The sequence below is a fragment of the Bacillus sp. FSL W8-0223 genome, assembly GCF_038006805.1.
GTDB classification, from domain to species: Bacteria; Bacillota; Bacilli; order Bacillales; family DSM-4216; genus Bacillus_O; species Bacillus_O smithii.
On the sequence record NZ_JBBOVX010000001.1, the window covers coordinates 2937671 to 2961925 of the forward strand.

Below are 24255 nucleotides of genomic sequence, written 5' to 3' on the forward strand. Positions count from 1 at the left end.
CCATCAAAAACTTTCTTTTTCAACCTCCCCTTCTTACAGGAAGAGGTTGAACCCAAACACTAAATGATGATTGCATTTTCAAAAGGTTTAATGAGCTACTTGATCTTTTAAACCTTTTTCCATGGCCTTCCAAGCTAATGTAGCGCATTTAATGCGGGCCGGAAATTTAGAAACGCCTTGAAGTGCTTCCACGTCGCCAAGATCTAGATCTTCAGGATAATCTTTTCCCTGCATCATGTCAGAAAAAATCTTAGACAGCTTTAAAGCAGTCTCGATATTTTTCCCCTTAATCGTTTCGGTCATCATGGAAGCGGAAGCCATTGAAATGGAACAGCCTTCTCCTTCGAATTTAGCATCTGTCACTTTACCGTCTTCTACATTCATGGTCAAATGAATGCGATCCCCGCAAGTCGGATTATTCATATCGATCGTCAAGTTCCCGTTTTCTAAACTGCCTTTGTTTCTTGGATTCTTATAATGATCCATGATCACGTTTCGATACAACTGGTCTAAATTATTAAAAGACATTGTTGAAATACTCCTTTGTTTTCAAGATACCCGAAACAAAGCGGTCAATATCCTCTTCCGTATTGTATAAATAGAAGCTGGCTCTTGCTGTTGCCGAAACATCGAGCCATTTCATCAACGGCTGCGCGCAATGATGCCCGGCGCGAATGGCAATTCCTTCCGCATCCAGCACTGTCGCTACATCGTGCGGATGGACGCCTTTTATATTAAAAGTCACTAATCCTGCTCGTTTCATCGGATCTTTCGGACCGTAAACTTCGATTCCTTCCACTTCACTCAATTTGTCCAATGCATAAGCAGCGAGATGATGCTCATGTTTTAAAATCTCATCCAAGCCAACTTCTTCAAGAAACTCAATAGCCTTACCCAAACCGATAGCTCCGGCGATAATCGGAGTTCCTCCTTCGAATTTCCAAGGAAGCTCTTTCCATGTCGAATCATACAAACCGACAAAATCGATCATCTCACCGCCAAACTCTACCGGTTCCATCTTTTCCAGAAGCTCTTTCTTACCATAAAGAACACCGATTCCGGTAGGCCCACACATTTTATGTCCGGAAAAAGAGAGAAAATCGCAATCGAGATCTTGAACGTCTACTTTCATATGAGGAACGCCTTGGGCGCCATCCACCGCCAAGACAGCTCCATTTTCATGAGCAATGTTCGCTATTTCTTTGATCGGATTGATCGTTCCAAGTACATTGGAAACAAGGGTGACAGCCACAATTTTCGTCTTCGGGGTAACGGTTTCCCTTACTTTTTCAAGCGTAATAGTGCCGTCTTCCTCCAACGGAATGTATTTCAATTCCGCTTTCTTTCTTTTGGCAAGCTGCTGCCATGGAATTAAATTGCTGTGATGTTCCATATAGGTAATGACGATTTCATCGCCTTCTTTCACATTTTCCTCGCCATAGCTGGCCGCAAGCATATTAATGGAAGCAGTCGTTCCTCTTGTAAACACTACTTCTTCCACTGATTTGGCGTGGATAAACTTGCGAACTTTTTCCCTTGCCCCTTCATAAGCGTCGGTTGCTTTCGTGCCGAGCGTATGAACACCTCTGTGGACATTCGAATTATAGCCTTTGTAATATTGTTCGATTGCTTCAATGACGGATAACGGCTTTTGCGAAGTAGCTGCGTTGTCTAAATAAACTAAAGGATGGCCATTGACTTCTTGATTCAATATCGGAAAATAGTTTCGAATATCATTTACATTCATTTTACCGAACTTTCCTTTCAATGACTTGAATAAGCTGTTCTTTTACCCCTTCAATCGGCAATTGGTTGACAACCGGAGCCAGGAAGCCGTGTATGATCAATCGTTCAGCTTCTTGGCGCGGAATTCCGCGGCTCATTAAATAATAAAGCTGAATCGGATCCATACGACCGACCGAAGCAGCGTGACCGGCCATTACATCGTCTTCATCAATCAACAAAATAGGATTGGCATCCCCGCGGGCATTTTTGCTTAACATCAGCACTCTGGATTCTTGTTCAGCATCCGATTTGGAAGCGCCATGCTCGATTTTACCGACGCCGTTAAAGATCGAAGTCGCTTCATCTTTCACAACACCGTGCTTTAAAATAAATCCTTGCGTATTCTTTCCAAAGTGTACAACCTTTGTCGTAAAGTTTTGCACTTGCTTGCCTCGGCCTACGGTTACGGTTTTGGTATCTCCATAAGAACCGTCGCCTTCCAAATAAGTTGTATTTTCAGAAACCGTATTGCCGTTATTCATAAGCCCGAGAGCCCATTCAATCCGTGCATCTCTTCCGGCTGTGCCTCGGCGATTGACATACGACGTCACGCCGCTGGCAAGGGTGTCTACAGCCCCGTAAGTTACTTTTGCACCTGCTTCAGCAACGACTTCTGTCACGATATTCGCAATTCCTTCCGGTACTTCTACAGTGGAAATATAATTTTCCACATAGGTGACGGAACTGTTTTCATCTGCAACAATTAACACATGGTTAAACAAAGGAACTTGGTTGTCGTCTTGAAGGAAAACGGCTTGAATAGGATCCTTCAACTCCACGTTTTTGGGGATATAAAGGAATACTCCGCCGTTTAACAAAGCTGCATGCAGAGACGTTAATTTATTTTCGTCTGCTTTCACATGTTTCATAAAATATTTTTGCACTAAATCCCCATGTTCTCTTAACGCTGTCAAAATGTCGGTAAAAATGACGCCTTTTTCTTTCAGTTCATCCGTTAACTGCAGATAAGCCGGAGTCTGGTTTCGTTGAATATACAGATTTTTCTCGGTTTCCAAACGAATCAATGCTTTTGCGTCTTCAGGCAGCTGTTCAAGAGATTCAAATGTATCGCTTTTTACATAGTGCGTTTGAAATGACGTAAAGTTCCATTTATCTATTTTCGTTTTGTCCGCCTTTGGCAACGGAAGGGTTTCAGCCTTCTCTAATGATTCGATTCGAAGAGCTGCAAACCATTCCGGCTCGCCGTTTTCTTTTGAAAACGACTGGATATACTCCCGATTGACTGGTAATTTTGTTTCCACCGTCATGTTCATCCTCCTAACTGTTACGCTTCTTGACCGACTGTTTCGTCTTCAATGCCCAGTTCTTTTTTGATCCAATCATAGCCGTTTTCTTCAAGTTGTTTAGCCAATTCAGGTCCGCCGGATTTTACGATCCGTCCTTGCATCATGACATGAACATAATCAGGAGTAATATAATTCAACAAACGTTGATAGTGCGTAATCATAATGCATCCAAAATCGCTACTGCGCATGGAGTTGATTCCTTTGGCAACGACTTTCAAAGCATCGATATCAAGTCCTGAGTCGATTTCATCCAAAATGGCGAATTTTGGTTGAATCATCATTAATTGAAGTATTTCATTGCGTTTTTTCTCACCGCCGGAAAAACCTTCGTTTAAATAGCGTTGCGCCATATTTGGATCCATTTCCAAAAACTCCATTTTTTCATCCATTTGGCGAATGAATTTCATCAACGAAATTTCATTGCCTTCACCACGGCGAGCGTTAATGGCGGAACGCAAAAAGTCCGCATTCGTTACCCCGCTGATTTCGCTTGGATATTGCATCGCCAAGAACAATCCGGCACGAGCCCGTTCATCGACTTCCATTTCAAGAACATCTTGTCCGTCAAGCGTAATGCTGCCTTTTGTTACTTCGTATTTTGGATGTCCCATAATCGCGGATGATAACGTTGATTTACCTGTTCCGTTCGGTCCCATGATTGCGTGGAACTCTCCAGTTTTTACTTCAAGATTCACTCCTTTTAAAATCTCTTTTTCCTCTATCTCAACGTGTAAATCTTTAATTGTTAGAGTTGAACCTGCCATTCTTTTCTACCTCCGTCAATTTCGATATATGCTGAATACCCATTTCATTCTCAATTTATTATCATTACAATCTTATAACAAATGAAAACTAATATCAACTTTTCCAATAGTTCTTTTCCGTATTTTTTTGAATAATTTCGACTTTGGTTATAAAATTCACAATCGTTTTCTATGCAGAACGGTGGTGGTAGTCGATATTCACTATTTTAACGCAATTTATTATTGAAAAGAACAAACCAGCGTGGGGCTCACACTGGTTTTCCCAAATGATAAAGCTTTCGACAGTACAGCTTTCCGTTCATTTCAACGACAATTTGTTTGGATTGGCAATGATCCTTTTCTCTTTGCTTTTCCACTTTCATCCTCACTTCATGATTGCTCCCGTAAACTTTATACCCTACACCATGAGCACAGTACATGGCCTTTTCCATGCTCTCCGTATATTGAAGTGTTAAAGAACAAATAACGAACCAGTCCTCTCTAAGTTTAAAGTTCTTCTCAACCAACGACAGAATCAAATAATAAACCTATATGAAAGAGTCATGTTCGTTATGAATGTTCTTATCGGCCGTCTATAGTTATTTAACCTCTCTTCACCATTTTAAACCTTCATTGAAACATCCAAACTTATTCTTTCCTTGAGCGATTGGGACTATGCGAATAATACAAGTAGGCCAAGCGGACGCTGTGAAATAAAAAGCTCCTCCACAATAAAGGAGGAGCGATACATCTTTCTTTTCTTATTTGTTGACAGGCACTACAGCGCCGCCCCATTTTTTCAAGATAAAGTCTTGAATTTCTTTAGAATGAAGGACGTCGACAAGTGCTTTAATTTTCGCTTTCTTTTCATCGCCTTTGCGGACAGCTATGATATTAACATACGGAGAATCTTTGTCTTCCAAAGCAATCGCATCTTTTAACGGATTTAATCCCGCGTCAAGAGCATAGTTGGAATTGATTAACACAGCATCGCCTTCGCCGTTTTTATATACTTGTGGAAGCATGGACGCTTCAACATCGTATTTAAATTTAAAATGTTTTGGATTTTCTGCAATATCTTGAACCGTTGCGTTTTCTTTATTCACGCCTTTTTTCAGCTTAATCAAGCCTTTTTTCTCAAGCATCGTTAAAATCCGGCCGTGGTCTGCTACAGAGCTGGACATAATGATTTCAGCACCTTTTGGCAACTGATCTAAGCTTTTATATTTTTTCGAATATAAGCCGATTGGTTCAATATGGATGCCGCCGGCGTTGGCAAACTTATAGCCGTTTTCTTTGATTTGTTGTTTGAAATAAGGAATGTGCTGGAAGTAGTTCGCATCCAATTTTCCTTCAGCCAATGCTTTGTTAGGCATAATATAATCTTGGAATTTGACAATTTTTAAATTATAGCCTTTCTTTTTCAAGATAGGTTTTGCTTTTTCCAAAATGACAGCATGTGGAACATTAGATGCTCCCACAATGATGGTTTTGTCATTGGATCCTGTTGTTTCTTTTGGTTCGCTGGAAGATTTTCCGCATGCAGCAAGACTCAATACAAATACAGATGCAATAATGGCTATAAAGAACTTTTTCACCAAATTTTCCCCCTTTATCTTTTATCTATTTTTGAAGTGATAAAATCACCAATAAACTGAATAACAAACACAATAATCAACACAATGATCGTAGCTACTAAAGTTACGTCGTTATGGTTGCGTTGGAACCCATCCAAATAAGCAAGATTTCCAAGACCACCCGCACCGATTACTCCGGCCATTGCCGTGTAACTGACAAGCGAGATCGCTGTCACTGTGATGCCCGAGACCAAAGCGGGAAGCGATTCAGGAATAAGCACTTTCCAAATAATCGTGCTTGTTTTGGCCCCCATCGCTTTAGCTGCTTCAATAACTCCTTTGTCAATTTCACGAAGTCCGATTTCCACCATCCGTGCATAGAATGGGCCTGCGCCAATAATCAACGCCGGAAAGGCGGCATTCGCACCGATTATCGTGCCGACAAGCGCTTTTGTAAAAGGAATGAGCAGCACGATGAGAATGATGAAAGGAATCGAACGGAAAATATTCACAACTGCGGCAACGATGGAATATATAAATTTATTTTCCCATAAGTTCCCTTTCGATGTTAAAAAAAGCAAAAGTCCAAGGATTAAACCAAGAATAAAGGTGGCAACTACCGATACTCCCGTCATGTATAGGGTTTCCTCTGTTGCCTGCCACATCATTGCCCAATCCACATTTGGAAACCATTTTTCAAGCATGGGTAATGACCTCCGACTCTACTTGTTGTGTTTGTAAATAAGCGATCACTTTTTGTACGTCTTGTTCCGATCCTTGAATCTGGATAAACAGTGTGCCATATGCACCATTTTGAGTTTGGGACACTTTCCCCTGAACAATATTTACCTCAACCGGAAAATCTCTGATTAAGTTGGCTATGATCGGCTGTTCAGCGGAATCGCCAATAAAGGTAAGTTTGACAATTTTACCGTCCTTATAGCGTTTGAGAAGATGAGCAATCGTTTCCTTCGATTCTTCCGGTTCGGTAACTTGTTGAACAAAACGCTTCGTTACCGGCTGTTTTGGATTTTTAAACACTTCCAGCACCGGACCGATTTCAACGATTTGCCCATTTTCCATAACTGCCACGCGATGGCAAATTTTTCTGATTACATGCATTTCATGTGTAATTAACACGATCGTCAAACCGAGCCGTTTATTAATATCGACAAGTAGATCAAGGATCGAATCGGTCGTCTGTGGATCCAATGCAGAAGTGGCTTCGTCGCAAAGCAATACTTTCGGTTCGTTGGCGAGAGCTCTGGCAATGCCTACTCTTTGTTTTTGACCGCCGCTTAATTGAGAAGGATAGCTGTCTTCTCTTCCTTCGAGTCCTACTAATTGAATCAGTTCATCTACACGTTTCATTCGTTTTTCTTTCGGCACTCCGGCGATTTCCAGCGGGAAAGCAATATTTTCCCGTACTGTGCGCGACCATAATAGATTAAAATGTTGAAAGATCATGCCGATTTCTTGGCGTGCTTTTCGTAAAGAAGCGCCTTGAATTTTCGAAATTTCTTGCCCTGCAACCGTCACTTGGCCTTCTGTCGGAATTTCCAAACCGTTCAGCATGCGGATCAGAGTGCTTTTTCCGGCTCCACTGTAGCCAATAATACCGAAAATTTCTCCCTCTTGAATCTGCAAATCTATATTATTAACGGCTGTCACATTTCCGTTTTTTGTACGAAAAACTTTCTTCACCTGCGATAAAGAGATCAGTTCGCTCATTGATTCATTCACCTGCTTTCTTTTTTGAAATGAAAAAAACCTTTCCGCCAATGAGCAGAAAGGTTACGTATTCTTCGTCCTTTCTCTCATCTCTCAAAGCAAACTGCTTTGTGTGAATTGGCACCATGTCAACTGAACGATTGACGGTTGCCGGGTTTCATTGGGCACATCCCTCCACCTCTCTTGATAAGAGCAAGTGTTTATGAAATTGTTCGGAAATTGGTTTCTCGAAAATTATACATTTTCATGCGAATAATGTCAAATAAAATTGATAGAAATATGTTACTTTCATCCTAATCTACCTAATACGACGGTTTCTTCCCGTTCCTTGCATAACCACAAAATAGCTTCCAGCTGCAGCTGCAAACGAAAGGATCCAAATATGCTCACGTCTTTTCTTTTGACAGCTGTCAACAATCTTTCTTCCCCCAACAAAATATTTCGAAAAATCTCGTCCGTCCCGCAAAGATGTAAGTGCGGGCTTGAAATCGTTCCTTTTTTCCAATCCATTTGGCTTTTGGACAAAGAAAACATCCATGTTTCATCGTTTGAATCAAAAAGAACGGTCAGTGGATTAGAAGGAAGAATCGGGAAAAGATGTTTTCGTTCGAAACATTCCCTTTGAATCCTTGCGAATAACTTGTCCATCTTCTCATCCCTTCACCTGAATGTTTACTGTACATAGTTCCATTTTTCAGGTGAATTCCCTTTAAAAAGGATTCGACAGATAAAGAAAAACCCTTTGACAAATTCCACCCATTTCTTCACATTCGACCGCTCTTTTTCAAATAAAAGGACGTTTCTTGAATTATTTCCCAAGAAATATGTCATTTTTGCAAGTTGGCGAAACACGAAAGCCAATCATTGGCTAAAATCATTTTTCACTTAGAAACGCTGCCTGAATGGAATTGCTGAATGACAAAAATGGACATCCACAAAATAACAGCGGGATAAAGGCCCATAAGGATGCCTTTACCCCGCTTGATATTGAGATAATTTTTCATATAGAAAAGGTACAGAATGAAAGGCATAAATTTTGTCTTTTAATTCTTTTTTATCAAAAATCATCAGGCAAGGAACGCTTTCAATTTCATATTGATGAGCAAAATCCTCATGATAATTGATATCCGCTTTGGCAAAAGTGCAATCAGGAAAAAGCTTTTCAATCACATCCACCATTTTTCCTGCCACCGCGCATGTTCCGCATAAAGGAGTATAAAAATATAATACCGTTTTGCCTGTTTCGGAAATTTGTTCATGGAGAGGTTGTTGTGTCCAATCAGATACCACTTTCATCATCCTTTTCAATATACTTCGTATCGATGTCGATACCGGCGCTAAGTAAAATGGCGGCTAGATACCGAAAAGGGGTATTTTCGACCTCCGTAAAAGCTCGATCAACATAAAGATGCCTGGCTTCGGGAAATTCTCGTTTAAACATCTTTCTCAGCTTTTCCCCGGCGGTATCAGCATCCACCAGAATATACACATCGCGGCCATAAAGTCGATCGACAAGATCATCCATTTTGCTGAGGCCGATGGTTCCATTCGTGCAAATAATCTCTACCGGCTCCTTAATAATCGCTTGAATTTTTCTCTTATCCGACGTTCCTTCCACAATAATCACTTTATCCGTCCCATTCATCTTTATCCATCCTTGCCTGATTTCTTTCTTCATTCATTGTCCCATGTTTGCGATCCATTTCAAAGCAAAAAGCCTCTACTTAAACATAGAAAAAACCCCCAGGGAGCACCCAGGGGGCCATACTAGTCTTCGCTAGTCATTTCATCGTATTGTTCAGCCGTCAACAGTTGATCTACTTGGCTGATATCGCTAGGTTCCACCACGATCATCCAAGCTTTTTCATAAGGGGATTCGTTCACATACTCCGGATTGTCGTTCAATTCTTCATTGACTTCCACTATTTTCCCGCTGATAGGAGCATAAAGCTCAGAAACGGTTTTAACGGATTCCACACTGCCAAACGGTTCGTCTGATTTAATTTCCGTTCCTACTTCAGGCAGTTCAACAAATACAATATCCCCTAATTCCGATTGAGCGAAATCCGTAATCCCGATGCGCACTTTGTCCCCTTCTACTTTTACCCATTCGTGTTCTTCCGAGTACCTCAGTTCTTTCGGCGAACTCATGAAAATCCCTCCACTCTCAATATTTTCATAATTTACATTAACTTATTTCCATTGCTAAAAGCAAGAAAACACCCTTATCTATTCAGCCATATTTTCTCAAATTCATCTTCATGAAACCCAACTGTGACACGCGTACCATCCGTCACGATCGGGCGTTTGATTAACATGCCGTCGGAAGCAAGCAATTCAAGAAGTTCATCTTCCGAAGCCGTTTTCAAACGGTCTTTAACTCCTAGTTCTCTGTACTTTCTCCCACTCGTATTAAAAAATTTTTTTAATTCCAATCCGCTCTTGCGCCAAAGCGTTTCCAGCTCCTCTTTCGATGGAGGGTTATCGACAATATGTATCTCTTGAAAATCAATTTGATGATCTTCAAGCCATTTCTTTGCTTTTCGGCATGTTGCACATTTCGGATACCAATAAAATGTTACGTTCATGTGATCACCTTTTATAAAAGATTCTGCTGCTTTTGCGAGTTTTCCCTTTTTTAGTTCGACAAATACAGTAAAATTCCTCTTTATTTTAAAATAATCTCGAGAGAAAACAAAGAGGCCGACATCGTTGTCCGCCTCATCCATTTCTATTTCTTACACAATATATCGTTCTGACTCGATCAGCTTGGCCGCTGCTTCACGTTTTTTCGCAATGATGTTGACAGGCGTATGACGCGTAAGTTTTCGGAGGGCCGAAAGCGTCACGCGCAGCGCATCGCCTTCTTGTACTGCCGCAACAGTTTCCTTCGCATCTTGTTCGATTTGAGCAAACGCTTCTTGGCAAAAAATTTCTGTGTAAAGCAGCTTTTGCTTGTTCTTTTCAAGGCCGGTTCTGTCCAATGCCTTTTGAGTTCTCAAAATCGATGATTCCATTACATAAATATTGGCGGCTATGTCCGCAATATTCGCCAAGATTTCTTGTTCGTTCGCAAGCTCTTTGCCAAATGTTTGCACAGCAAGCCCGGACACAAGCAACGCAGCTTTTCTCGCATTTCTTAATAAATATCGTTCACGCGCGAGCGGTTCTGATCCCGGATCTTCCGGCGCCAGCACGATCAGCTCTTTTTGCAGGTCTTGCGCTTTTTGAAGCAAAGGCAATTCGCCTTTCAGCGCTTTTCTTAAAAACGTATTCGGCACTAGTAAACGATTGATTTCGTTTGTCCCTTCAAAAATACGGTTAATGCGGGAATCACGGTAAGCTCTAGAAATTTCGTATTCTTCCATAAAACCGTAGCCGCCGTGCAGCTGCAATCCTTCATCTACCACGTAATCGAGCACTTCCGAACCAAAAAATTTTCCAATCGAGCACTCGATGGCATATTCCGAAATCGAAGCAGCAATCGCTTTTCCGTCTTTTGCTTCTTCTTCCGACAGCTCGCCCATCGCTTTGTCAAATAACCCGACAGTGCGGTAAATGGAACTTTCATTCGCATAAATTTTGGAAGCCATGGTAGCAAGCTTTTCTTGTGTTAAACGAAATTGTGAGATCGGTGTATTGAATTGCCGACGTTGGTTCACGTACGGAATGGTGATTTCCAGTACACGCTTGGAAGAACCGACAGTGCCGACGCCCAATTTGTACCGGCCGATATTCAATATATTAAAGGCAATTTTGTGGCCTTTGCCCGCTTCCCCAAGCAAATTTTCCACCGGAACTTCCGCATCTTGAAGGATCAACGTCCTGGTGGATGAACTTTTAATCCCCATCTTGTTTTCTTCCGGTCCTGTCGAAACGCCCGGAAAATCACGCTCCACGATAAAAGCCGAGAAATGTTCTCCGTCAATTTTGGCATAAACGACAAAGACATCGGCAAATCCGGAGTTGGTAATCCATTGTTTCTCCCCGTTTAAAATATAGTGCGTACCCGCTTCGTTTAACTTGGCAGTCGTTTTCGCACCTAATGCATCCGAACCGGAGGAAGGCTCTGTTAACGCATAAGCAGCGATTTTCTCACCGGTTGCCAATTCCGGCAAGTACTTTTGTTTTTGTTCTTCATTTCCGAATAATACGATGGGCAAAGATCCAATGCCGACATGGGCTCCGTGAGTAATGGAAAATCCGCCGGCACTTGCCATTTTTTCCGTGATCAAAGCAGAGCTGATTTTGTCCAGCCCTAAACCGCCATATTCTTCCGGAACATCGGCACTTAATAAGCCTAACTCGCCCGCTTTTCTCATTAATTGGACGGAACGGTCAAATTCATGCTTTTCCAAGTAGTCCAGTTGAGGCAGCACTTCATTAGTTACATAGTCTTCCGTTGTTTTGGCAATCATTTTTTGTTCTTCCGTGAAATCTTCCGGTGTAAATACTTGACTTGCATCTATTTCATCCGTTAAAAAGCTTCCGCCTTTTATAATGGCACGATCTGTTTGGTTTGACATCTTTCTTCCTCCTATTCATTTTTCATTTGACGAAGCCGTTTCGATTTTGTTCACTCTCATAACATATCCTGCTAGTCTTTCCATTCTTTTTCGGGATCACTCATCCTATCAATCTATCAATTCAAAAACTCCGGCAGCACCCATGCCCCCGCCGATGCACATCGTAACGACGCCAAATTGGACGTTCCGGCGCTTCATTTCGTGCAGGAGAGTAAGGGTGAGTTTAGCTCCTGTACAACCGAGCGGGTGGCCAAGAGCAATTGCACCTCCATTGACGTTCACTTTTTCTTCATCAAGGTTCAGTTCGCGTATAACTTGAATCGATTGGGAAGCAAAGGCTTCATTCAATTCAAACAGCCCTATATCCGACACTTCCAGTCCTGCCAATTTCAATGCTTTCGGAACCGCAACGACAGGGCCGATCCCCATAATTTCCGGAGGTACACCACCTACTGCGAACGAACGAAACTTCGCCATCGGTTTCAGACCGAGTGATTCCGCTTTTTCGCGATCCATCACCATAACCGCCGCTGCTCCGTCGCTCGTTTGCGAAGCATTTCCGGCCGTTACCGTACCATTGGCCGAAAAGGCAGGACGCAATTGGGCGAGTACTTCCATGTTGGTATTCGGGCGAACTCCTTCATCTTTCGTTAAAGTGACTGTTTTTTCCACCAGCCGATGGTCCGGTCCGACTGAACGGACTGTCGCTTCAACTGGCACGATTTCATCATCAAATTTCCCTGAAGCAATCGCTTTGGCGGCACGCTGATGGCTTCTAACGGCAAAAGCATCCTGATCTTCGCGAGTGACGCCAAATTTTTTCGCTACTTGTTCAGCGGTATGCCCCATGCTCATGTAATATTCCGGCGCCGTTTCGGCTAATTTTGCATTCGGTCTGACCACATGCCCCATCATCGGCACCATGCTCATCGATTCAGTTCCTCCGGCGATGATCGTATCCGCATGACCAACCATAATTTTTTCGGCCGCAAAAGCAATGGCTTGTAAACCGGACGAACAAAAGCGATTGATCGTAATTGCCGGAACGGTGTGCGGAAGGCCGGCAAGAGCTCCAATATTCCTTGCCACATTTTGTCCTTGCTCTGCTTCCGGCATGGCACAGCCGATAATTAAATCATCGATGTTCCCTTCGTAATTGCCTGCTCTTTTTAACGTTTCTTTCACTACCAGCGCACCTAGATCATCTGGGCGCACCGTTGCCAATGTTCCTTTTTTGGCTTTCCCCACTGGCGTACGCGCCCCGGCAACGATGACCGCTTCTCGCATAAAACTACCTCCTTCAACATTGTTTTTTCACTCTCTTGTTCCAGCGGACTAGCAAAAAGATTCGCCTCCAAAAAAGTCAGTTGCGCAGCGGTTTGCCTTTTACAAGCATGTGCTGCATGCGCTGCTGGGATTTCGGCTCAGCAATCAGGCTCAAGAAAGCCTCTCTTTCTAAATCAAGCAAATACTGTTCATCTACTTCCGTTCCATATGGCAGTTTTCCACCGGCAATGACATACGCCAGCTTTTTGGCAATGTGGCGATCATATTGGGAAATATATCCTGATTCAAACATCGATTGAGCCGCCAAGAGCAACATCGCATAACCGGTTTCTCCTACAACGGGCACTTTTTTCCTGGTCGGCGGACGATATCCTTGTTCATAAAGGGAAAGCACCACTTGTTTTGCATCGTACAATTGATGATCACGATTGACGCTGATCCCGTCCGCATTCGATAAGAAGTTGTTTTCGCGGGCTTCTTCACCGGAAGAAGACACTTTCGCCATCGCAATGGTTTCAAAAACTTTATTGGCGATTTTTTGCAAATCAAAATCGACACCGCTTGGCAAATTGGATAAATGTTTCCAATATAATTCCTTTGTTCCACCACCTCCCGGAATTAAGCCGACCCCAACTTCTACAAGCCCCATATACGTTTCAGCGGCAGCTTGAATACGCGCCGCCGGCAAACAAACTTCCGCGCCGCCGCCCAATGTCATTCCAAACGGAGCCGCTACTACCGGCTTGCTGCTGTATTTAATTTTTAGTGTCGCTTGCTGGAATTGACGAATGATAAAATCGAGTTCAAACAGATTGTCGTCTTGTGCTTCCATCAGCATCATGGCAAGATTGGCTCCCACGCAGAAGTTTTTCCCTTGATTTCCGATCACAAGTCCTTTATAGTTTTTTTCCACTTCATCAATCGAATAATAGATCATTTCCACAATGTCCGGACCAATCGCATTGTTTGGCGAATGAAATTCAAGCAATGCCACTTCGTCGCCCAAATCAATCAGACTTGCACCGTTGTTGGATTTGATGACTTTTCCTTGTTTTTTCAAGCTTTTCAAATCGATCACTTTCGGATGCACTGAAACCTTTTCGTAGCGGCCGTTATGATAGAAATATCGTTCTCCTTGTTCCTCTTTATAAAAAGTTTTATTGCCTGAGGCGATCATGTCTTTTACCCATGAGGGAACGTCCATTCCTTCCGATACCATTTTTTGAACCGACGTTTCCGTTCCGATCGCATCCCACGTTTCAAATGGCCCGTATTCCCAGCCAAATCCCCATTTCATAGCATTGTCGATCGCTACGATCGTATCAGCGATTTCGCCTAGCAGTTTGGCAGAATAGATTAACGTAGAAGCAAGCACGTTCCATAGAAAAGTTCCGGCCTGATCATCCGCATAAATAAGCGCTTTCATTTTTTCTGCCGTTCCTTTTAATTGCTTCGCTTTTTCTACCGTAGGCGTTTTTAAAGACTTTCTCGGTTCATATTCCAGCGTTTCCAGATTGAGTTCGAGTATTTCTTTTCCTTTTTTAACAAAAAAACCTTGCCCGGTTTTAGCGCCAAGTTTTCCTTTTTTCAGCATTTCATTCATAAAATCAGGCACTTCAAATGCGTCTTTTTCTTTTCCTTCGACTTTTTCATACACATTGTTGGCCACATGCACAAATGTATCGAGCCCCACTACATCGAGCGTACGGAAAGTAGCACTTTTGGGGCGGCCGATTAACGGTCCGGTGATCGAGTCGACTTCTCCAACCGATAAACCTGCTTTTTTCATTTCATGAACAGCTACGAGCAGTCCGTAAGTGCCAATGCGGTTCGCAATAAAATTGGGCGTGTCTTTGGCTACTACCACCCCTTTTCCTAATGTTTCTTCTCCGAATTGCTTTATAAATTGCACAATTTCAGGATCGGTATCTTTTGTCGGAATCACTTCCAACAGCTTCAAATAACGAGGGGGGTTAAAGAAATGAGTTCCTAAAAAATGCTTTTTAAAATCGGCGGAACGGCCTTCTGCCATAGCTTCGATTGAAATGCCGGAAGTATTGGAACTGACAATGCTTCCATGTTTACGATATTGATCAATTTTTTCTAATACTTGCTTTTTTACGTCCAGTCTTTCCACCACAACTTCGATAATCCAGTCGCATTCAGAGAGTCTTTCTAAATCATCCTCCAAATTTCCTGCTTCAATGAGATTTAAGCTGTTCTTAGAAGTAAGCGGGGAGGGCTTTTGTTTTAAAAGCTTTTTTAAAGCGTCGCTTGCAAAGCGGTTGCGGACTTTCTTATCTGCAAGGGTCAATCCTTTTGCTTTTTCTTCTTCTGTCAGTTCGTGAGGAACAATATCTAATAATAATGTAGGCAGCCCAATATTGGCTAAATGGGCAGCAATTCCTGATCCCATAACTCCGGATCCTAGTACAGCCGCCTTTTTGATTTGTAATACCAAAACTATTTCCCCCTTCACTTTTTTGAATGAATGGTCATTCATTTTTCTATTTCCAATATATATTAATATTCTAAATTTTTCAATAAATAATTAGCACAAAATAGATGAATTTTTTACTTGTTTAAGTGGACGATCATTTGTTTCATATTATTCATTTCTTTTCGATTTTACTTTTAAAAAAAGGAATGAAAATAGTCTGCGGAAATAAAATAAATTTTGAATACTGCGAAAGGACTCACTTGCTCTGTTCATTAAGGCAAATGATTGCGTGAATAACTACGGCGGCCGTTATCGAGATTCTGCTAAAAGAACAAAGCCAATCCCGTTTTTCCATTATTTTTTGACCATTCCTTTGAGAACAAAACCAACATTGGCGGGACGTTCCGCCAGTCGACGCATGAAATATCCGTACCAATCCGATCCATACGGTACATATACACGCATTTTATATCCCTCTTCAACCAATTCAAGCTGCTTTTCCGGTCTGATGCCGTACAACATTTGAAATTCAAATTGTTCATTTGAAATCTTGTACTCTTTTACAAGCTTTTTCGTGTAGTCAATCATAGCATCATCATGAGTGGCAACAGCTGTATAAAATCCGTTCAACAAAAGCTTCTTCACCAGTTTTTTATAATTTTCATCCACATCTGTTTTCTTTGGAAACGCTACAGAAGCCGGTTCTTTGTATGCCCCTTTTACCAGTCGAAGATGAGGGGAGAAAGATGCAAGATCGTCAATGTCTTTTTCGGATCGATATAGATACGCTTGGATGACGGTCCCCAATTGCGGATACTCTGTTTTTAACTGTTTATAGACAGAAAGAGTGTTTTCACAGCGTGAAAAGTCTTCCATATCAATGGTCACAAATACAAACCGTTCTTTTGCCGCCTCCAAAATGCGGCGCATATTGCTCATTACCGTTTGTTCAGAGATGTCGCTTCCTAACGACGTCAGTTTTAATGAAATCTCGGCATCTAATGATTCTTTCCCTATGGCCTCAATCGTACGAATGGCTTGATTCGCCATTTCTGCTGCTTCTTTTTCATTTTCCACAAACTCACCCAAATAATCGACTGTAACGCTTAAACCTTTTTGATTTAAATCTTGAATTACTTTGACTGCCTGATGGAGTGTTTCCCCGGCGACAAATCGGGATGCACCGAATTTCAAGCCATATTTTTGGGCAATCTTTGTGAATGAGCGATTTCTTGAAAGAAATAAAAAGAAATTTCGCATCATTTTCTCCATCGTATTCCCCCTTTTCTCGTAAATCTTCAGCTACCGAAGGAAAACACGGACGTTTCAAAGTGTAGTTCCACGATCGCCTTTAGACTTTCGTCTTTTCATTTCCTGTTTTTAAAAATATATTCAAAAAACGCTCCGATTTGCATAATTTTACTGGAGAAAGACAAGCTAAGAGGGAAAAAGGAGGGAACCAAATGCAGCAACCATATTCCAATAATCCGCAATCTTTCATGTCTTCGCCGCCGGTGATGACGACAAAAGATCTCTCTTACGTGAATGATATGCTTTCATGGAATTTATTAGCCATGAAAAAGGCTCATTTCGCCGCCCAAAATTGCCAAGACCCGGAAATCAAATCTGCTTTAGATTCATACGGTCAAATGCATCAGCGTCATTATCAAACTATTTTGTCGCATTTGCAATCACCAAATAACGGGATGCAGCAATGATGGAAAGGGGAAACAAGATGGAAATGCAAAATCAACAGCAAAAAATCCAAAATCCAAAAATACAGGTGCCGGAAACCCCGCAAATGAACGATCGCGATTTTATTCAAGATATGCTGGCAACCGAAAAGTACATGACTACTTCGTATGCTGTTGCATTGAACGAAATTTCGATTGATCCGCTCCGTCGGGATTTGCAAAACATTCTTACAGAAACACAAAATGCTCAAAGAGATATATTTTTAAAAATGTTTCAAAAAGGCTGGTATTCATTAGAGGCCGCCGACCAACAAAAAATCCAGCAATCTTATCAGCAGCATCAAAGCTACTCCAGCCAATTTCCGTACAACAATCCATCTCAATAAAAAGAGGCCTAAAGAAAGAGCCTGATCTCTTCCTCTGAATAAATACCATTTGGAGAGGAGAGGACAGGCTCTAATGCTTTACCGGTCGCTGATGACAATGTACGTAGCCTTCACTGGTCCGTGGACTCCATAAACCGTGCTTAACTCGATATCGGCAGAGTTGCTCGGACCAGTAATAAATTGAATGCAAGAAGGAACGGCTTCACCTTTTTTGATTTTTTCACGGATGATTTGAGCGGCCTGTGTCATTCTTGGGACAAGAGTGCTTTGCGGGATCAAAGCAATAAAGTGTTTCGGCAGCAATGTCATGGACCGTCCTTTGTTCTTTCCCGTAAACAATACGACCGTCCCGGATTCCGCCAGCGTGATATCGCTAAAGACGATCGACACATTGGCTTTCTCGCTTAAACGGATGTTTTCTTCCCCTAGATCATCATTCCAAACATGGACCAATGTCTGTTCATGCGGCCATTCTTTTTCTACCAAGTCGGTGAGGCCGTATTCGGCATAGCGCTCATCTTTCCAAACGGATACGGGCCCTCCTCCGTATGATCGAACAGCCGTTTTGACTTGTTCAGCAAGATGATCTGCCGTTGTTTCCATAAATTGAACATGGATATTCGAACATTGACTGGCCAAAACCGAAACAAGCTCATCTCGGGTAGCTGTTTTCAGCACTTCATATTGTGGCGTATGCTTGTAAGACGGACGATGCACCCCCTTCGTTATCGGGTTTCGCCCCAATTTTTCAGCTATATTTTCCAAAAACGAGGTTCGATTTTGAATCATTCCCGTCATGATTGCTTCCCACCTTCCCGATTTTTAAACCAATCTCGGAAACGTTCTTTCTCAGGAGCCGGAAATTCACGTATTTTCGTCCATGCCTTTAACGGTCCGGGTCCCTTGGAAATACGCGCGTTTTTTGTGAACGGTTTCAAAGCGGAATGAGCCGCTCTCGATCCCAAACCATACAACATATCAGAGGAAGCTCCCAGCCCGAAGGCTTTCATCATGATTTTTTCCGAAAAAGGCGCTTTCCCTTCTCTTTCCACAATGACTTGCCGATGTTTCAGAAGCAGCTCATGCAAAGGAATTTTCACGGGGCATGCTTCTGTACAAGCTCCGCACAGCGAGGAAGCATAGGGAAGTTCTTTATATTCCTCATATCCGCCCAATAGTGGGGAAAGAACAGCGCCAATCGGTCCGGGATAGATGGAGCCGTAAGAATGTCCACCGATATGTCGATACACCGGACATACATTGATACAAGCAGCGCAGCGAATGCACTGAAGCACCGGCTGAAATTCCGTTCCTAAAATATCCGATCGACCATTATCCACGATGACAAGATGAAATTCCTCCGGTCCATCCGCTTCACCTTCTTCTCTCGGACCCGTAATGGCCGTCACATAGCTGGTTAGCTTATGTCCAACGGCACTTCGGCAAAGCAGACTTACAAGAACTTCCATTTCCTCGAAAGTTGGAACAATTCGTTCCATTCCCATCACGGCAATATGAGTTTTGGGAATAGACATGACAAGGTCAGCGTTTCCTTCATTCGTCACGAGGGTAATAGAACCCGTTTCGGCAATCGCAAAATTGCATCCGGTAATCCCTACATCGGCTGTTAAAAACTCGTTTCGAAGATGTTTTCTTACAAAAGCGGTGATTTCCTCAGGCTTTTCCGTATTGGAATAATGAAGCTTTTCTTTGAATACTTCCCGAATTTGATTCTTATTTTTATGAAGAGCCGGAGCGACGATATGGGATGGGTGATCTTCGTCCACTTGCAAAATGTACTCGCCGAGATCCGTCTCTATCACTTCGCAGCCCGCTTCTTCCAAATATGAATTTAAATTAATTTCTTCCGTGACCATCGACTTGGATTTCACCACTTTTTTAGCCTTTTTCTTCTGAACCACTTCTTTTACGTATTGAGAAGCTTCTTCCGACGTTCGGGCAAAAAAGACATGACCGCCTCTTTTCGCTACATTTTCGCTTAATTCATAAAGATAATAATCTAAATGATTTAATACATGCTGACGAATTTCCTCTCCTAAAGAACGCCATTCTTCCCAATTTCCAAGTTGTTCCGCTTCATCCAGACGTTTTATGCGAAGCCGTTCTTGAGCGCCACGAACCGCGCCGCGCATAAACTCATTATTCAGTTCCTCATGAACACGTTCTTTAAAGTCTCCCACTCCAATTTTGATCGACAAGATTTCTCCCCTCTTTTCTTTTACCCTCTATGGTTTAAGACTTCCGCAATATGCATGACTCGAATCGGTTTTCCTTGACGTTCCATACGTCCCCCGATATTCATCAAACAACCACAATCAGCGCTGATCAAATAATCCGCACCCGTACTTTCCACATTTGAAACTTTTTCATCGACCATTTGCTCGGAGATCGGTCCCATCTTGACTGAAAACGTTCCACCAAATCCGCAGCACAAATGAGCGCCCGGCAACGGTGTAAATTCCAGTCCTTTCACGTTACGCAATAACTTTATCGGCGCTTCCTTCACCCCCAAAAGACGGGTCATATGACAGGAAGTATGATAAGTGGCTTTCCCTTCCATTTTCGCTCCCACATCTTCGACACCAAGAACTTCGACAATAAATTGTGTCAATTCGTATGTTTTATCGGCCAATTCTCTTGCCTTTGGCTCCCATATTGGATCGTCCTTAAAAATATGAGGATATTCCTTAAACATAAAAGCGCATGAACCAGACGGAGCGACAACATACTCTGAATGTTCAAACGTCTTAATCATATGTTTCATGGCATCCTTCGTTTCTTCGACATACCCGCTGTTGTAAGAGGGCTGGCCGCAGCAAATCTGACTTTCCGGAAAATCAACTTCACATCCTAAATGTTCCAGCAATTCTACCGTTGCTTTTCCTACATTCGTCTTAAACAGATCGACCAGACAAGTAACAAATAAACTGACTTTCAATGGTTCCACCTTCTTTTTCTAATCGCTTCTTTAAAGAACTGGTCATCTGATGACCTTATGATATATAGTATATCATAACTATAATTATGTCAAAATCAGTACAATATTCAAAAAAATTTTTTAATTCTTTCAAGGACAATCCATAAGATCAAAATTGAGTCGGGTCAAGAAAAATGATAAGAGTTGTCTTATAAAGGAGCTTTTTATGGCTTTCATGGCCAAAATATATGTATAATGATGACTCCACAAGCACGCCATGGAAGATGACAGGTAGTTCATTTCCTGCTGCTGCTTTCTAATCAAAGCCCGATACTACCTTTTATCTTCCATGTCAATGCCCTATCATCACAAACTTATAACAATATTTTTTATATGTAAAAGGCTTGCCCTTTTCACATTTCGTTTTTCTTCTTCTCATCAGCAAAGGCTTCCATCAAGACTTGCTCTACACCTTCTAAATGCTTTAGCATCGCTTTTCGTGCGGCTTCCTTATCACGTTCGACAATAGCCTGATAGATTCTTTCATGTTCCTCGTTTAATTTCTCCATTGTAGCGTCCTCAGAATAAAGGAGCAACCGGCGAGTCTCTTTCATCGCTTCTGCCATTAAGTCGGAAACATGGTGCATTAATCGAACAAGCAAATGATTTTGCGTAGCTTTAGCAATGGCCATATGAAAGTCTAAATCCGCCTTTTCACCCAATTCCTCATTCCCCACCGCTTTTTTCATTTCGGCTAAGGTCTCGCCAATTTGGCGCAAATCGCTGTCTGTCCGCTTAACAGCGGCGGCGGCGACTATTCCGGTTTCCAAAATTTTTCTCATTTCCAGCAATTGCTCAATCTGTTCATCACTCATTAAATACGCTTGCGAAAGAGGATACATAATGCCATCCGGATTGAATTCTTTCACAAACGTGCCCTCTCCCTGCCTCATTTCTACGACACCCATTGCGCGCAGAGAAGTAAGCGCCTCGCGAATGGCGGAGCGCCCCACTTGAAAGTTTTCGGCTAATGCCTGAACCGATTGTAATTTATCACCCGGTTTTAACTCACCGTTGCGGATCATTTCTAGAAGGACATTCGCCACTTCTTCATATATTTTTTTCGGCTTTATTTTTTTAAACTCCAAAATTGTTTCCTCCCGTTGTATCTTTGCTATTTTCATTATATTATCTTTTTCCAATCAAAGTGGAAAATTTGAGTTACAATAATAGAGAAACCTGGAACAGATTGGTGTTCCAAATGCAAAGGGTGTAAAAGCAATGGAATATATCGAAAAGGGGAGCAAATTATATTCAAAAACGATTCTCTCCCTGTTTTTAGGAAGTTTTGTTACATTCGCCGTGATGTATAGCGTCCAACCGTTGATCTCCACTTTTTCAAAAGAATTTGATGTAAGTCCGGCTCGAGCAAGCCTGTCTCTTTCCCTTACAACCGGCTTGTTAGCTGTTTCGATGATTCTCGTTTCCGCCTTATCCGATGCAGTCGGAAGAAAAAAAATCATGGTGGCCTCTTTGCTGTTTTCTTCCATTTGTGCAGCCGTCACAGCTTTCAGTCAAAATTTTTGGTTTTTATTAACGGCAAGAGCGATTATGGGCATTGCCTTAGCGGGATTTCCAAGCATTGCGATGACCTATATCAATGAAGAATTCCACCCTAAAAACCTAGGCACTGCAATGGGGATGTACGTAAGCGGAACATCCATCGGCGGTATGGTTTCCCGCGTGGTCGTAGATGCTCTGACGGATTGGTTTTCTTGGCATGTTGCTTTAAGCGCCATCGCCTTCCTGTCTCTTCTTGTCAGTGCTTGGTTTTGGAAGTCCCTTCCGGATTCCCGTCATTTTCATGCTCAAAAAGCCAGTTTAAGAAAGCTGTTTTCCTCTCTTGGCCAAAGTTTAAGAGACCCCGGACTGCTTTGTCTTTACAGTCTGGGCTTCCTGTTAATGGGAAGTTTTGTTACATTATATAACTATATCGACTATCCGTTAATGGGTGAACCTTACCATTTGAGCCAAACGATTGTCGGACTTATTTTTTTCATATACTTGGTAGGGACATTCAGTTCTACATTTATGGGACGAATGGCCGATCGGTTTGGCAAGCCGAAAGCTCTTGTCGCAAGCATTGGCATTATGCTTCTCGGGGGAATTGTGACGATCAACAGTATACTGGCGGTTAAGCTCATGGGCGTGGCCTTGTTTACATTTGGATTTTTTGGCGGACATTCGATCGCGAGCGGATGGGTTGGCCAAAGAGCTCTAAACTTTAAAGCTCAAGCATCGTCTTTATATTTGTTGTTTTATTATACTGGCTCAAGCATCGTCGGTACAACGGGCGGCACATTTTGGAGCCGATTCGGATGGATCGGGGTGATCGGATTAATTGCTTCACTGCTCGTCCTCTCGCTCATTATTGCGGAAATTCTTCCGTTATTGAAAATAAAAAGAAAACCGGACACGACTCATCACAAAGGATACTAGGACGACGAAAAAAAGGCGTTTTCCAAGATTCGAAGACCTTGGAAAACGCCTTTTTTCATAATCTAATAGGAAGAAAACATGAACCGTCTTTCATGGTAATACACAGAAAAAACCAGCCCCATCGCCAGCATATTTCCCATCAACGAACTTCCTCCATAACTAATAAACGGAAGAGGGATCCCTGTTATTGGAAGAAGCCCGACAGTCATTCCAATGTTTTGGAACACATGGAAAGTAATCATGGAAATAATGCCGGCGCACATATAAGAATAAAACGGATTTTTCGTTTGAAGCGCTATTTTCGTCAAATGGTAAACGAGCAGGAAAAACAAGCTGATGACTACACTAGCACCCAGAAATCCGAATTCTTCGCCGACAATACTGAATATAAAATCAGTGTGGCTTTCAGGCAAATAAATATCCCGCTGGCCGAAACCCTTTCCCAATGTTTGTCCTGAGCCGATGGCCAACAGGGATTGGGTTAGATGATATCCGGACGAACTTTGATAACTGTACGGATCCAACCAAGAATAGATCCGCCCAAACTGGTACTGTTTAACTCCCAAATATTTTTCCAATATTTTCGGATGCCACAGCACCATATAGAAAATACCAACGATCAATACAGCAGCTGAACCGAATAAAGGAACTAAGATTTTCCACGTAATTCCTGAGACAAAAATCATTCCAAGCAGGATCGCAATTAACACGAGCGATGTTCCCAAATCGGGCTGCTGCATCACAAGAAAAAGCGGCAGAAAGGTAGCCAACCCCATCTTGATCAAGAGCCAAAAATCCGATTCGATTGTTTTTACGGGATTTTTTTGATGGTGCTCAACCATGATTCTAGACAACACAAGAATCAAAAACACTTTTTCAAATTCGGACGGCTGCAACGAACCCATGGCAGGTACTTTATACCAGCTTTTTGCCCCATTGATGACGGGAGCGATGCTGGAAGGCGCCACGATTAAAAATGCCAACAGCAATATGCCCAAACCGTAAGTAAACCATGAAAGCTTCATCCATTGATCGGCATCGACGCGGATTACTAACGCAATGATGCCAATACCGACACCATACCACATGATTTGTTTGACAACGAAATTTTCTTTATATTGACCAGTTGACTGCGCACTGTAAATCGCAACTAAACTAGTGATCAACAACAACAGCAAAATGAATACAAGACCATAATCAATACGGCTTTGCGATTGATTTTGAGAAGTCATCCATGTCTCCTCTTCCCATAGAAAATTACAATATACCTCTAACATTATACCTTTTCAAGTAAATTTCACAATAGAAAAATGTTTCAAATCCAACAGTTTTGAAGATAAAT

24 protein-coding genes and 1 riboswitch are annotated in these 24255 nt (G+C 42.2%); of the genes, 3 read left to right on the forward strand and 21 right to left on the reverse strand.

Features of this window, described 5'->3' with window-relative positions; all coding sequences use genetic code 11:
- Positions 1-87 precede the first annotated feature (87 nt).
- From sufU to NST81_RS14270, 16 genes are all read right to left on the reverse strand, one after another.
- A complete protein-coding gene (gene sufU / locus NST81_RS14195) occupies positions 88-528 on the reverse strand; it encodes a Fe-S cluster assembly sulfur transfer protein SufU (RefSeq protein ID WP_328200957.1) in 441 nt (146 codons plus the stop codon).
- Positions 518-1747, reverse strand: a complete 1230-nt coding sequence (locus NST81_RS14200) for a cysteine desulfurase (protein ID WP_270583697.1) — start codon at positions 1745-1747, stop codon at positions 518-520. Before NST81_RS14200 ends, sufU begins: the two co-directional genes overlap by 11 nt.
- Before the next feature lies 1 nt (position 1748).
- Positions 1749-3053, reverse strand: a complete 1305-nt coding sequence (gene sufD / locus NST81_RS14205) for a Fe-S cluster assembly protein SufD (RefSeq protein WP_270583698.1) — start codon at positions 3051-3053, stop codon at positions 1749-1751.
- 17 nt (positions 3054-3070) lie between these two features.
- Positions 3071-3856 carry a Fe-S cluster assembly ATPase SufC gene (gene sufC / locus NST81_RS14210; RefSeq protein ID WP_328200958.1) on the reverse strand — a complete coding sequence of 262 codons (786 nt, stop codon included), beginning with the start codon at positions 3854-3856 and terminating at the stop codon, positions 3071-3073.
- Positions 3857-4596: 740 nt separating this feature from the next.
- On the reverse strand, positions 4597-5433 hold the full coding sequence (locus NST81_RS14215; protein ID WP_327797052.1) for a MetQ/NlpA family ABC transporter substrate-binding protein: 837 nt from the start codon (positions 5431-5433) through the stop codon (positions 4597-4599).
- Between the two features lie 14 nt (positions 5434-5447).
- The gene (locus tag NST81_RS14220; protein ID WP_003352491.1) at positions 5448-6116 is read right to left on the reverse strand and encodes a methionine ABC transporter permease; all 669 of its coding nucleotides are present in this window, start codon (positions 6114-6116) and stop codon (positions 5448-5450) included.
- Positions 6109-7134: a methionine ABC transporter ATP-binding protein gene (locus NST81_RS14225; RefSeq protein ID WP_048624526.1), complete on the reverse strand. Its 1026-nt coding sequence runs from the start codon at positions 7132-7134 to the stop codon at positions 6109-6111. Before NST81_RS14225 ends, NST81_RS14220 begins: the two co-directional genes overlap by 8 nt.
- Positions 7135-7226: 92 nt before the next feature.
- A riboswitch (SAM riboswitch) is annotated at positions 7227-7336 on the reverse strand.
- Positions 7337-7431: 95 nt separating this feature from the next.
- A complete protein-coding gene (locus NST81_RS14230) occupies positions 7432-7791 on the reverse strand; it encodes a hypothetical protein (RefSeq protein ID WP_003352493.1) in 360 nt (119 codons plus the stop codon).
- Between the two features lie 324 nt (positions 7792-8115).
- Entirely contained in the window at positions 8116-8433 is a 318-nt protein-coding gene (locus tag NST81_RS14235; RefSeq protein WP_003352494.1) for a thioredoxin family protein, read from the reverse strand.
- Positions 8423-8788, reverse strand: coding sequence for a toprim domain-containing protein (locus NST81_RS14240; protein WP_003352495.1), 366 nt, complete (start codon positions 8786-8788; stop codon positions 8423-8425). The genes NST81_RS14235 and NST81_RS14240 overlap by 11 nt, the downstream gene beginning before the upstream one ends.
- Before the next feature lie 122 nt (positions 8789-8910).
- The gene (gcvH, locus tag NST81_RS14245) at positions 8911-9294 is read right to left on the reverse strand and encodes a glycine cleavage system protein GcvH (protein ID WP_048623937.1); all 384 of its coding nucleotides are present in this window, start codon (positions 9292-9294) and stop codon (positions 8911-8913) included.
- Between the two features lie 74 nt (positions 9295-9368).
- Positions 9369-9731 (reverse strand): arsenate reductase family protein, encoded by a 363-nt coding sequence (locus NST81_RS14250; RefSeq protein ID WP_040340845.1) that lies wholly within the window; start codon positions 9729-9731, stop codon positions 9369-9371.
- A 150-nt stretch (positions 9732-9881) separates the two neighbouring features.
- The gene (locus NST81_RS14255) at positions 9882-11669 is read right to left on the reverse strand and encodes an acyl-CoA dehydrogenase family protein (RefSeq protein WP_048623938.1); all 1788 of its coding nucleotides are present in this window, start codon (positions 11667-11669) and stop codon (positions 9882-9884) included.
- Positions 11670-11777: 108 nt separating this feature from the next.
- Positions 11778-12956, reverse strand: coding sequence for an acetyl-CoA C-acetyltransferase (locus NST81_RS14260; RefSeq protein WP_003352500.1), 1179 nt, complete (start codon positions 12954-12956; stop codon positions 11778-11780).
- Between the two features lie 76 nt (positions 12957-13032).
- Complete coding sequence (locus NST81_RS14265) at positions 13033-15417, reverse strand: 3-hydroxyacyl-CoA dehydrogenase/enoyl-CoA hydratase family protein (RefSeq protein WP_048623939.1); 2385 nt, start codon at positions 15415-15417, stop codon at positions 13033-13035.
- Positions 15418-15750: 333 nt separating this feature from the next.
- Positions 15751-16668 carry a proline dehydrogenase family protein gene (locus tag NST81_RS14270; protein ID WP_048623940.1) on the reverse strand — a complete coding sequence of 306 codons (918 nt, stop codon included), beginning with the start codon at positions 16666-16668 and terminating at the stop codon, positions 15751-15753.
- A 191-nt stretch (positions 16669-16859) separates the two neighbouring features.
- Between NST81_RS14270 and NST81_RS14275 the strand changes: the two genes are divergently transcribed.
- Positions 16860-17114, forward strand: a complete 255-nt coding sequence (locus NST81_RS14275; RefSeq protein WP_003352503.1) for a hypothetical protein — start codon at positions 16860-16862, stop codon at positions 17112-17114.
- Between the two features lie 17 nt (positions 17115-17131).
- Positions 17132-17476: a spore coat protein gene (locus tag NST81_RS14280; protein WP_147542741.1), complete on the forward strand. Its 345-nt coding sequence runs from the start codon at positions 17132-17134 to the stop codon at positions 17474-17476.
- 78 nt (positions 17477-17554) lie between these two features.
- Here NST81_RS14280 and NST81_RS14285 read toward each other — a convergent pair whose 3' ends face one another.
- From NST81_RS14285 to NST81_RS14300, 4 genes are all read right to left on the reverse strand, one after another.
- Complete coding sequence (locus NST81_RS14285) at positions 17555-18274, reverse strand: LutC/YkgG family protein (RefSeq protein WP_341030102.1); 720 nt, start codon at positions 18272-18274, stop codon at positions 17555-17557.
- Positions 18271-19695, reverse strand: a complete 1425-nt coding sequence (locus tag NST81_RS14290; protein ID WP_327824119.1) for a LutB/LldF family L-lactate oxidation iron-sulfur protein — start codon at positions 19693-19695, stop codon at positions 18271-18273. The genes NST81_RS14285 and NST81_RS14290 overlap by 4 nt, the downstream gene beginning before the upstream one ends.
- Before the next feature lie 20 nt (positions 19696-19715).
- A complete protein-coding gene (locus NST81_RS14295) occupies positions 19716-20435 on the reverse strand; it encodes a (Fe-S)-binding protein (protein WP_003352507.1) in 720 nt (239 codons plus the stop codon).
- Positions 20436-20827: 392 nt separating this feature from the next.
- Positions 20828-21562, reverse strand: coding sequence for a FadR/GntR family transcriptional regulator (locus NST81_RS14300; RefSeq protein ID WP_048623943.1), 735 nt, complete (start codon positions 21560-21562; stop codon positions 20828-20830).
- A gap of 133 nt (positions 21563-21695) precedes the next feature.
- On the opposite strand from NST81_RS14300, the gene NST81_RS14305 reads away from it, so the two are divergent.
- Positions 21696-22913, forward strand: a complete 1218-nt coding sequence (locus NST81_RS14305; RefSeq protein ID WP_048623944.1) for an MFS transporter — start codon at positions 21696-21698, stop codon at positions 22911-22913.
- Between the two features lie 62 nt (positions 22914-22975).
- Here NST81_RS14305 and rodA read toward each other — a convergent pair whose 3' ends face one another.
- Positions 22976-24145, reverse strand: a complete 1170-nt coding sequence (gene rodA, locus NST81_RS14310) for a rod shape-determining protein RodA (RefSeq protein WP_327804689.1) — start codon at positions 24143-24145, stop codon at positions 22976-22978.
- Between the last annotated feature and the right edge of the window lie 110 nt (positions 24146-24255).